This window comes from Streptosporangium sp. NPDC005286, from assembly GCF_040607515.1.
In the GTDB taxonomy this organism is placed as follows: Bacteria; Actinomycetota; Actinomycetes; order Streptosporangiales; family Streptosporangiaceae; genus Streptosporangium.
In genome coordinates this window covers 98,613-109,352 of sequence record NZ_JBEXGU010000009.1, presented here as the reverse complement: position 1 = coordinate 109,352, position 10,740 = coordinate 98,613, and the positions used below count along the sequence as shown (strand labels likewise).

At 70.7% G+C, this 10,740-nt stretch carries 9 protein-coding genes; 2 read left to right on the top strand and 7 right to left on the bottom strand.

Going from position 1 to position 10,740, the window contains the following annotated elements; all coding sequences use genetic code 11:
• Positions 1-97: 97 nt before the first annotated feature.
• The 5 genes from ABZU75_RS05955 to ABZU75_RS05935 all read right to left on the bottom strand — a co-directional run bounded on the left by ABZU75_RS05955 (position 98) and on the right by ABZU75_RS05935 (position 5,988).
• Positions 98-676 (bottom strand): YqgE/AlgH family protein, encoded by a 579-nt coding sequence (locus tag ABZU75_RS05955; RefSeq protein ID WP_343975538.1) that lies wholly within the window; start codon positions 674-676, stop codon positions 98-100.
• A 155-nt stretch (positions 677-831) separates the two neighbouring features.
• Positions 832-2,244: an NAD-dependent malic enzyme gene (locus ABZU75_RS05950; protein ID WP_355549959.1), complete on the bottom strand. Its 1,413-nt coding sequence runs from the start codon at positions 2,242-2,244 to the stop codon at positions 832-834.
• A 223-nt stretch (positions 2,245-2,467) separates the two neighbouring features.
• Positions 2,468-3,403 carry a tetratricopeptide repeat protein gene (locus ABZU75_RS05945; protein WP_355549957.1) on the bottom strand — a complete coding sequence of 312 codons (936 nt, stop codon included), beginning with the start codon at positions 3,401-3,403 and terminating at the stop codon, positions 2,468-2,470.
• Between the two features lie 46 nt (positions 3,404-3,449).
• Positions 3,450-5,117 (bottom strand): methylmalonyl-CoA mutase family protein, encoded by a 1,668-nt coding sequence (locus ABZU75_RS05940; RefSeq protein ID WP_355549955.1) that lies wholly within the window; start codon positions 5,115-5,117, stop codon positions 3,450-3,452.
• Positions 5,118-5,433: 316 nt separating this feature from the next.
• Positions 5,434-5,988, bottom strand: a complete 555-nt coding sequence (locus ABZU75_RS05935) for a MarR family transcriptional regulator (RefSeq protein WP_355549953.1) — start codon at positions 5,986-5,988, stop codon at positions 5,434-5,436.
• A 291-nt stretch (positions 5,989-6,279) separates the two neighbouring features.
• Here ABZU75_RS05935 and ABZU75_RS05930 point away from each other — a divergent pair, with 291 nt between their 5' ends.
• Positions 6,280-7,704, top strand: coding sequence for a hypothetical protein (locus ABZU75_RS05930; protein ID WP_355549951.1), 1,425 nt, complete (start codon positions 6,280-6,282; stop codon positions 7,702-7,704).
• A gap of 55 nt (positions 7,705-7,759) precedes the next feature.
• Positions 7,760-8,437, top strand: a complete 678-nt coding sequence (locus tag ABZU75_RS05925; RefSeq protein ID WP_355549949.1) for a DUF4230 domain-containing protein — start codon at positions 7,760-7,762, stop codon at positions 8,435-8,437.
• 158 nt (positions 8,438-8,595) lie between these two features.
• On the opposite strand, the gene meaB is transcribed toward ABZU75_RS05925, so the two are convergent.
• Both meaB and ABZU75_RS05915 read right to left on the bottom strand, forming a co-directional pair.
• Positions 8,596-9,549, bottom strand: a complete 954-nt coding sequence (gene meaB, locus ABZU75_RS05920) for a methylmalonyl Co-A mutase-associated GTPase MeaB (RefSeq protein ID WP_355549947.1) — start codon at positions 9,547-9,549, stop codon at positions 8,596-8,598.
• Entirely contained in the window at positions 9,546-10,733 is a 1,188-nt protein-coding gene (locus ABZU75_RS05915) for an acetyl-CoA C-acetyltransferase (RefSeq protein ID WP_350924752.1), read from the bottom strand. Before ABZU75_RS05915 ends, meaB begins: the two co-directional genes overlap by 4 nt.
• Positions 10,734-10,740: the final 7 nt, after the last annotated feature.

The window sequence follows — 10,740 nt, the reverse complement described above, 5'->3', positions numbered from 1 at the left end:
TTGTCGTCGGTCACCGCAGCACGCTGCGGCTCCCTCCTCCGCCTTGCGAGACACCACCTGACCGATCCTCGCCACGGCAAGATCCGCAGGACAGGACCTAGTTCATCGACGGGTCGTCGGGGCAGGTGGCCACGTAGGCCAGCTCGCCCCGCTGGCGGCGGAGCACGGCCCGCCAGAGCGACTCGGGATCGTGGTGGAAGGTGTCGCCGGGCTCCGAGTCCACGACGTACCAGGCGCCCTCGCCGATCTCGCTCTCCAGCTGCCCGGCCGACCATCCGGCGTACCCCGCGAAGATGCGCATCTGGGCGATCTCCCCGGCGAGGATCTCCGGCGGCGCGTCGAGGTCGACGGTGCCGAGCCTGGAGACCGCCGCGGTGCCCGCGTGCAGCCGCCGCCAGCCGAGCGGCTCCTGCCCGCTCGGCACCGCGGCCAGCGCCAAGGCGCTGTCGGTCTGCACTGGGCCTCCCTGGAACAGCACGGACGGGCCGGTGACCATGGTGTCCCAGGTCGGCAGCACCTGGGTCACCGAGATGTCACTCGGTCTGTTGAGCACCACGCCCAGGGTGCCGCCATCGAGGTCGTGCTCCAGCACCAGGACCACGCTGCGCCGGAAGTTGGGATCCTCCAGCTGCGGGGTGGCCACCAGAAGCCCACCGACGTAGATCGCCTCCGCCATACCTCCATCATGAGGGGTGAACACCCCTTCGCGCTGCTCCCCCCGCCCTTCTGATGACCCGGACCTCATGCGCTCGTCACGCGACGCGCACAGGACGGAACTCCATGGAGCGAAGATCGCGGAACGGGACGGTGACGACGGCCCGACGACGGGCCTCAGGCCTCCGTCATACCCGTACGCGCACGGCCGCCGGCCGACTCGCGCACGGCCGCCGCGACGGCGCCCGACACGTCCGGGTGGAACACGCTGGGGACGATGTAGTTGGGGCCGAGCTCCTCGGTGGTCACCACGTCGGCCAGCGCCTTGGCCGCGGCCAGCAGCATCTCCTGGCTGACCACGGTGGCCTGCGCGTCGAGCAGGCCGCGGAAGACGCCGGGGAAGGCCAGCACGTTGTTGATCTGGTTCGGATAGTCGGAGCGGCCGGTGGCGACCACGGCTGCGTGCTCACGAGCGATGTCGGGCGAGACCTCGGGCTCGGGGTTGGCGAGCGCGAAGACCACGGCGTCCTTGGCCATCGTGGCGATGTCGTCGCCGTTGAGGATGCCGGGCGCGGACACGCCGATGAACACGTCGGCGCCCTTGACCGCGCCGCGCAGGTCGCCCGCGTAGCCATCGGCGTTGGTGTGGTCGGCGATCCACTGGAGCGAGTCGTCCAGGTCCTGGCGCCCGCGGTGCACCGCGCCCAGGTAGTCGCAGACGACCACGTTGCGGGCGCCCGCCGCGAGCAGCAGTCGCAGCACCGCCGTACCCGCCGCGCCCGCGCCCGCGAGGGCGATGCGGACCTCACCCAGGTCCTTGCCGACCACGCGCAGCGCGTTGGTGAGCGCGGCCAGCACGCAGATCGCGGTGCCGTGCTGGTCGTCGTGGAAGACCGGGATGTCCAGCAGCTCGCGCAGCCGCCGCTCCACCTCGAAGCAGCGCGGCGCCGAGATGTCCTCCAGGTTGATGCCGCCGAAACCGGGAGCGATGATCTGCACGGTCCGCACGATCTCGTCGACGTCCTGGGTGTCCAGGCAGATCGGCCAGGCGTCGATGTCGGCGAACCGCTTGAACAGCGCGGCCTTGCCCTCCATGACGGGGAGTCCGGCGGCCGGGCCGATGTTGCCCAGGCCGAGCACCGCCGAGCCGTCGGTGACGACGGCGACGGTGTTGCGCTTGATGGTCAGGCGGCGAGCGTCCTCGGGGTTGCGGGCGATGGCCATCGAGACCCGGGCGACACCGGGCGTGTACGCCATGGAGAGCTCGTCCCGGTTGCGCAGCGGCACCTTCGACCGCATCTCGATCTTTCCACCGAGGTGCATGAGGAAGGTCCGGTCGGAGACCTTGTGGATGACGACGCCCTCGACGCCCTCCAGCTTGTCGACGATCGCCTGCGCGTGATCGGTGTCACGCGCGGCGCAGGTGACGTCGATGCGCAGCGTCTCATGCCCGGCCGTGGTCACGTCGAGCGCGGTGACCACACCCCCGGCGGACTCTACCGCGTGGGTGAGCTGGCTGACGGCCTTGCCGCCGGCGGGCACCTCCAGGCGCACGGTGATGGAGTACGACACACTCGGCACGGTGGCCACAGCCGATCCGCTCCTTTGCGACTAACTTAAGTTGGGATGCCTCCATCGTGCCATCACCAGGGGAGTGTGCGCACCGGGGGCGGCGATCCCCGCACATGTAGATGCGGTCACGAAACACCCCGTCCCGGCCCATCGTGACGCTCGTCACCGAAGACGGCTCCGCGGGGCGGCACCCGCCCCGCGGCGGGCGGGCCGCCGGGCCGGGCACTCGGAGGCGGGGTGCTCAGAACAGGGCGCTGGCCAGGTTCCTGCGGGCCCTGGCGATGGACGGGTCGTCTCCGGGGAGCGTGTCGAACAGGCCGAGCAGGTGCACCCTGGCCCTGTCCCGCTCGGCCCCCGAGGTGCGGCGCACCACGTCGACGAGCCGGTCGAAGGCCCTGTCCACCTCGCCGGAGAGCATCTCGAAGTCGGCGGCCAGGAGCTGGGCCTCGATGTCCGCGGGGTCGGCCAGCCTGCTCTGCAGGTCAGCCGGGTCGACGTCCTGCGTCCTGCGGATCAGGCCGAGCCCGGCCAGGCCCAGCTTCGCGTCCTGGTTGTTCGGCGAGCGGGCCAGCAGCCGCTCGTACGCGGCCACCGCGCCGTCGAGGTCGCCGGCGTCGACGGCCTGCTCGGCGGCGAGCACGTCCGGGTCGACCGGGGGCTCCTGCGGCTGCTCCTGCTTTTCCTCGCCCTCCTCGGTGGGGGGCGGGAGATACTGCGCCAGCGCCTCCATGAGCTGCGACAGCCAGTCACGGAGCTGTGGCTCGGTGGCGATGCCCGGAACCACGGCCACCGGCTGTCCCTGGAAGATGGCGTACAGGGCGGGCACGTTCTGCACCCGTAGCGCCTGCGCGATCTGCTGGTTGATCTCAACGTCGACCCTGGCCAGGGTCCACCGGCCGGCGTTCTCGGCGGCCAGTTTCTCCAGCAGCAGGCTGTACTGTTTGGCCTGCTCGGCGCGGGTGACGGTGAGCTCCAGCAGCACGAGGCTGTTCATGGAGCGTTCTACGACCTCGGTCGCGAAGTTGGCGTCGTCGACATCGATGACCGGCGCCGGAACACCGCCGGTTTCCTGTGCGGCGCTCTCCCGCCGCGCCTGTGCCTCCAGTGCCTGCTTGCGAGCGCCGAGATCGACGGCGCCGTAGAGCGATCCGGGTCGAGTGAAGTCCGCTGGGCTCATGGTTCCAATCCTGCCGTATCCCGGCCGGTGCCCCGACGCGCCCTCACTAGAAACGCGCCGGTTCGGTGTAGACGCCCCACTCACCGCGCAACACGTCGCAGATCTCACCCAGCGTGGCCTCGGCCCTGGCCGCGTCGAGCATGGCGGGGATCATGTTGCCCGCCGCCCTGGCCGCCCGCCTCATCACGGCCAGGGCGGCGTCCACGGCCGCCTGGTCACGGGCGGCGCGGCGCTCGGCGAGGACGCGGCGCTGCTCGCGCTCGACCTCGTGACCCACCCGGAGGATCTCCAGCGGCTCGTCGACGGACGCCGTGTGGCAGTTCACCCCGACGATCCTCTTCTCGCCCTTCTCCAGCTTGCGCTGGTAGTCGAAGGCCGCCTCGGCGATCTCGGACATGAACCAGCCGTCCTCGATGCCGCGCAGGATGCCCGAGGTCATCGTGCCGTCGGCGCCCATCTCCCGGATCCTCGTGAAGATCGCCTCGGCCTCGGCCTCCAGCCGGTCGGTCAGCGCCTCCACGTACCAGGATCCGCCGAGCGGGTCGGCGACGTTGACGACCTCGGTCTCCTCCATGAGCACCTGCTGGGTGCGGAGCGCGATCTCCGCCGCCCTCGTGGAGGGCAGCGCGAGGACCTCGTCCAGCGCGTTGGTGTGCAGCGAGTTGGTGCCGCCGAGCACCGCCGCGAGCGCCTCGACCGCGGTACGCACCACGTTGTTGTACGGCTGCTGCGCGGTCAGTGACACGCCCGCCGTCTGGGTGTGGAAGCGCAGCCACTGGGCCTTCTCCGTGCTGGCCCCGTAGACGTCGCGCAGCCACCGCGCCCAGATCCGCCGGGCGGCCCTGAACTTGGCGATCTCCTCGAAGAAGTCGATGTGCGCGTCGAAGAAGAAGGACAGGCCGGGGGCGAAGACGTCGATGTCCAGGCCGCGCGACAGGCCGAGCTCCACGTAGCCGAACCCGTCGGCCAGGGTGAAGGCCAGCTCCTGGGCGGCCGTGGCCCCGGCCTCGCGGATGTGGTAGCCGGAGACGCTGAGCGGCTTGTACGCGGGCACCTCCGCCGCGCAGAACTCCATCAGGTCGCCGATCAGCCGCAGATGCGGCTCGGGGGCGAACAGCCACTCCTTCTGCGCTATGTACTCCTTGAAGATGTCGGTCTGCAGGGTGCCGTTGAGCCTGGTGACCGGCACCCCCTGCCGCTCGGCGGCGACGACGTACATGCAGAAGATCGGGACGGCCGGACCGCTGATCGTCATCGAGGTGGTGATGTCGCCGAGCGGGATGCCCTCGAAGAGCAGGTCCATGTCCAGCACGGAGTCGATCGCCACGCCGCAGTGGCCCACCTCGCCGAGCGATCGCGGGTCGTCGGAGTCGTGGCCCATCAGCGTGGGCATGTCGAAGGCCACGCTCAACCCGTCACCGCCCGCGGCGAGGATCATCTTGTAGCGCTCGTTGGTCTGCCGCGCGTTGCCGAACCCGGCGAACTGCCGGATGGTCCATGCCTTGCCCCGGTAGCCGGTGGGATGCAGACCGCGGGTGAAGGGGAACTCCCCCGGCCAGCCGATGCGCTCCATCCGCGGGTCACCGCCGTCCGGACCGTAGACCGGCTCGACGTCGAGCCCGGACAGGGTGCGGAACTCGGCCTCACGCCTGCGAGCCCCGTCGAACCGCGCCTGCCAGCGCGCACGCCCCGCCTCGACCTGCTCAGCGTCCATGGCCAACCCCCTGTACGGCAGCGGCTTACCCCCGGCTTGTGGCCTCCCCCAAATACTAGGACGTCCTACTACTTCTCGGCGAGAGCGAGCCCGCCCCCAAGGACTCCCACGGGGACGTGCCTGTGTTCATGCCCTAAGGGACAACCCGTGAGGCCGCGCCGGGGACTGGACCGAGGAGAGGAAGGTCGCGAGGAACGAGCGACCTTCCTCGACGAGGGAAGGAGCCGGGTAAGAGCGGCCGAACCGCGACGCGTTAGCGTCGCCGTGGGCACGCGGCCGAACCGCGACGCGCCAGCGTCGCCGTGGGCACGCGGCCTCACCGCGACGCGTTAGCGTCGCCAGCAAAAAAGTCGCCGGCGGCGACGCGGAGGGTTCTGAGGAGGTCGAACATCTGCTCCAGCTCATCCTCGCCGTACATGGGCATGGCGAAGTCGGCCTCCATCAGGTCGGCGGTCGCTCCGCGGACGACCTCCCGCCCCCGGTCGGTGATCTCGGCGAGCACCCCCCGGCCGTCGCGGGGATTGGGCATGCGACGTACCAGACCGGCACTTTCCAGGCGGCTCACGGTGTTGGTCACGCTCGTGGGATGGACCATCAGACGCTCACCGATCCTGGAGAGCGGCAGCGCTCCGGTCCTGCTGAAGGTCAGCAGCACCAGGGCCTCGTATCTGGCGAAGGTCAAGTCATGCGGTTTGAGCAGCGTGTCCAGTTGCGACAGCAGGATCTGCTGCGCTCTCATGATCGATGTGACGGCGGCCATGGCCGAGGAGGGCCCGAAGTGAACGCGCCACGTCTTCGCGGCACGCTCGATGGGGTCAAACGGGAGATTCAGCTGACCGGTAACCACAGGGCTACGGTAGCGCGGCCTCATCCCGATTCGCCCATATACGTAGAGTCACCATCCTGATGGCTTCACCAAGAACCCGGACGCCAAACGTCACGCTCCGTTATGGTTCCCACATCGAATGGTGAGGCCGTGGCCAAGTGGCCACGCTGACTCAGTCCGGCCTGCGGGGGAAGCGAGCCGGACCGGTGCCGAGGGGACCGGCATCCGCACATTCACGGCACGGGGGGTGCTTGATGAACGACAACTTGACGGCGTTCGAACGCCGGACGCACTTCGGCTACACCGGCTCGGCGTGGGTTCTCACCACGCCCACCGGTGCGTGAGCACAGGGGCGTTTCACGCGAGGAACTCCAGCAGAGCGGGTTGATGGCGGTCGCCATCCTGCTCGTGCTCGGGGTGGTCGCGGCGTGGAGCGTCCTGGTTCCCGGTGTCAGCGCGTGGGAGAACATCATCGTCGCGGTGATCGGCTCGCTCCGGTTGACCGGCCCGGTGGCGGCCGCGTTCGCCGCGTGGGTGGCGGTGCGCAGGCGGCGCGGGACGGGGGGCCGATCGATGACCCCGTGGCAGGCGGTGCGGGCGCCGCTGGCGATCCTGGTGGTGACGGGTGGCGCGTTCACCGCCACCGTCATGGTCCTGGCGGTCAGGACCATGATCACCGAGCAGGCCGGGCGACTGCTGCCCAGCGGCCTGGTGATGGGCGTGGCCGGGCTGGCGCTGTACGTCGTCATCGGCTGGGTCACCGGCTGGCTGATGCCGTGGACGATCACGCCGGTCCTGGCCGGACTCGGTTGCTACAGCCTGTTCACCTGGCTGTGTCACGGGCCGACCTGGGCCGACCGGCTCGCCCCCGCCACGCGGGAGCCGTACGACCCGTTCCAGGGGCTGAACTCGGCGGCGTTCACCGACCAGACGCTCTGGCTGGTGGGGATCAGCGCGGCGCTCCTGCTCGGCTGGGCCGCGGTCGTGACGCGCCAGGCCCTGGTGCTGGCCGCCGCGCTGATCGCGGTGCTGGCGGCGGGGACCGGCATGGCCCGCCTGTTCACCGAGGAGCAGCCGGTCTCGGCCCAGCAGATCGTCTACAGCTGCCAGGAGTGGCCGATCATGGTCTGCGTGCACCCGGGGATGCGCGCCGGACTACCCGAACTGGGCTCGGAGTTCATCAAGATCGCCTCCCGGCTGGCCGGGACACCCGGGGAGTTCTCCCGGGTGGAGCAGCACCCCAGGCGTGACGGTTCCGCCCTCTCCGCGGGCGTGATCGCGATCCACGTGGACGATCTGGCCACGGGGTTCGCCGAGAAGGCGGCCGACGAGTTCGTCGACGGCCTGGCCGCGCGGTGTGACGCCACTCCCGCGGCGGGCTACCGCGACATCGTGGCCGCGTGGCTGCGGGGTGAGCCGCTTCCCGGCGGGCCGCTCGCGGAGCACCGGTACGCGGCGGCGTGGTTCTCGGGGCTCACGGACGTCCAGCGGCGCGACTGGCTCCGGCTCTACTACGCGGACTTCACCGGCTGCCGGTTACAAAGCACTCACTTTGGCGGCCAGTCCGGGCAGACCGCCCAGACAGGACAGTACGGCCAGCCGGGGCAGGGGGCGGGAGGCACCTCGACCGGGCCCGAGCCCAGGTCAGGCCCCGTCCACCAGGCACCCGGCGGGCCGCCGCCGCCCGGGACGGGCGTCCCGCCCGCCCCGTGGCGTGCCCCCTTCGCCGAAGGCGGCACGCCGCCGTCGCCACGGGGCTGACAAGATCGGCATAGGCTCGGCGTGAGAAGGTCGCCCCCCGGGGAAGGAGAGCTTCGTGAAAGCCTCCCAAGAAGCTCCGCCCGAGACCCCCCAGGCGGCGCCTCGCAGGCGCCGCTGGCGTTTCCTCGCCGGGCTGCTCGTCGTCATGGTTCTTCTCGTCGTGGGTGCTCGCCTGACCTGGTCGTGGCTGAACCCGTTCGGCGAGGCCACGATCGACCGCAGCCAGCCCGTGCTGCTGGAGTCCATTCACAACCTCAGCCGTTTCGAGGCCGCCACCGGCAACTTCCAGGTCGTGGTCGACCTGGAGAAGGACGCCGCCTTCCTGCCCGACGCGGTCAAGGGCAGCCGGACGCTCTTCGTCGGTGCCGGTGGCGTAGACGCCTACGTCGACTTCGGCGGCATCGGCAACGGCGGGCTGACGGTCTCCCCCGACCGCACCGAGGTCACGGTCAGGCTGCCCCGCGCCCAGCTGGAGAAGCCGAATCTCGACAACAAGCGCTCCTATGTCTACGCCCAGCAGCGCGGTCTGCTGGACCGGGTCGAGGACTTCCTGTCCTCCTCCCCCTCAGACCAGCAGGAGCTCTACGTGCTGGCCGAGAAGAAGATCGCCGAAGCCGCTCTGGCCAGCGATCTGCGCAACCGCGCCGACCAGAACACCAAGATCATGCTTGAGGGCATGCTGAAGGGGCTCGGCTTCGAGAAGGTCATCGTCAAGTTCGCCGACGAGACCTGACGCCCCCGCGTCCCGGCCCTCGGCGCTCCGGCCGGTGCGGGGCCCCGCCCACGCTCACCGGGTTCGGCGGCGCGCCGCCGCGGAGACGACCTCGCCCGCCCCTTGGGACACCTTGGAAGCGCGGTGAGGGTTCGCGGGCGCCGCTCAGTGCCGGGGGATCAGCCCGGCCGCCCCACCGCCGTCAGAAGCTCGTCAGCCGCGGTGTAGGGGTCGAGTTCCGCGTCCAGAACGCGGGTGGCGAGGGCGTCGAGGCGCCGGTCTCCGTGCAGGTCGGCGAAGCGGGAGCGCAGGGTGGTGAGAGCGATCGCCTCGATCTCGTCCCGGGCCCTGGCCTGGCGGCGGCGGACGAGCTCGCCCGCCCCCTCCAGATAGGCCAGGTGGCCGTCGAGGGCCGCGACCACCTCCTCGGCGCCCTCCCCCCGCAGTGCCACGGTCGGCACGATCGGCGGCCTCCAGGGCCGGTCGACCAGGGCGATCATGTTGCGGAGCTCGCGGATCGCGGCCTGGGTCCCCTCTCGGTCGGCCTTGTTCACCACGAACACGTCGGCGATCTCCAGGATGCCCGCCTTGGCCACCTGGACGCCGTCGCCCATCCCCGGGGCGAGCAGCACGACCGTGGTGTCGGCCAGCGAGGCGATGTCGACCTCCGCCTGGCCGACACCGACGGTCTCGACGAGGATGACCTCGCAGCCGGCCGCCTCCAGGACGCGCAGCGCCTGGGGCGTGGCCCACGACAGCCCGCCCAGGTGGCCCCTGCTCGCCATCGACCTGATGAACACGTCCGGATCGGTGGCGTGGTCCTGCATCCGGACCCGGTCGCCCAGCAGCGCCCCGCCGGTGAACGGCGAGGAAGGGTCGACGGCGAGCACGCCGACCCTCACGCCACGCCTGCGGAACGCGTGGACCAGCATCCCCGTGGAGGTCGACTTGCCGACGCCGGGCGGGCCGGTCAGGCCGATGATCCGGGCCTGGTGTGGCCGGTCGGCGCAGAGCAGCGCGGCGATCTCCCTGAGTCCGGGGGAACCGTTCTCGACCATGGAGATCAACCGGGCCACGGCCCGGGGTCGGCCCTCCCTGGCCAGCGCGACCAGGTCGGAGACCTCCAAGGTCATGCCGAGGGAACGCGGATGATCAGAGCGTCGCCCTGCCCGCCGCCGCCGCAGAGGCCGGCCGCGCCGAGGCCGCCGCCCCTGCGCTTGAGCTCGTAGGCGAGGGCGAGGACGATGCGGGCGCCGGAGGCGCCGATCGGGTGGCCGACCGCGATGCCGCCGCCGTTGACGTTGACCTTGTCGAGGGGGACGTCGAGCTCCTTGACCGACTGCAGGACCACCTGGGCGAAGGCCTCGTTGATCTCCACCAGGTCGAGGTCACCGGCGACGAGTCCCTGCTTGCCGAGGGCGTGCTTGATCGCGTTGGCCGGCTGGGACTGGAGCGAGTTGTCGGGCCCGGCGACGTTGCCGTGGGCGCCGATCTCGGCCAGCCACTCAAGACCGAGTTCCTCGGCCTTGGCCTTGGACATCACGACGACGGCGCAGGCGCCGTCGGAGATCTGCGAGGCGGACCCGGCGGTGATCGTGCCGTCCTTGGTGAACGCCGGTCGCAGTCGCGACAGGACCTCGACCGTGGTGTCCCCGCGCACGCCCTCGTCGGCGGAGAAGACCGTCGGCTCGCCCTTGCGCTGCGGGATCGCCACCGGCACGATCTCGTCGTCGAAGGTCCCGTTCTTGATCGCGGCGGCGGCGAGCGTGTGGGAGCGGGCGGAGAACTCGTCCTGCTCCTCGCGGGTCAGCCCGAAGCGCGCGTTGTGCCGCTCGGTGGACTCGCCCATGGCCACCTGGTCGTAGACGTCGGTGAGGCCGTCGAAGGCCATCGAGTCGATGATGCCGGCGGCACCGTACTTCACGCCCTTGCGCAGGCCGGGCAGCAGGTGCGGGGCGTTCGACATGGACTCCATGCCGCCCGCGACCACGATGTCGAACTCACCGGCCCGGATGAGCTGGTCGGCCAGGGCGATGGAGTCCAGGCCGGAAAGGCAGACCTTGTTGATCGTCAGGGATGGCACGGACATCGGGATGCCCGCCTTGACGGCGGCCTGGCGGGAGGGCATCTGACCCACACCCGCCTGGAGCACCTGCCCCATGATCACGTACTGTACCGCCTCTGGAGCGACGCCGGAACGCTCCAGCGCGGCTTTGATCGCGATGCCGCCGAGTTCGACGGCCGACAGGCCGGACAGCGAGCCGAGCAGTCGGCCGATGGGGGTTCGAGCCCCGGAGACGATGACGGAAACGGACATAACAGGG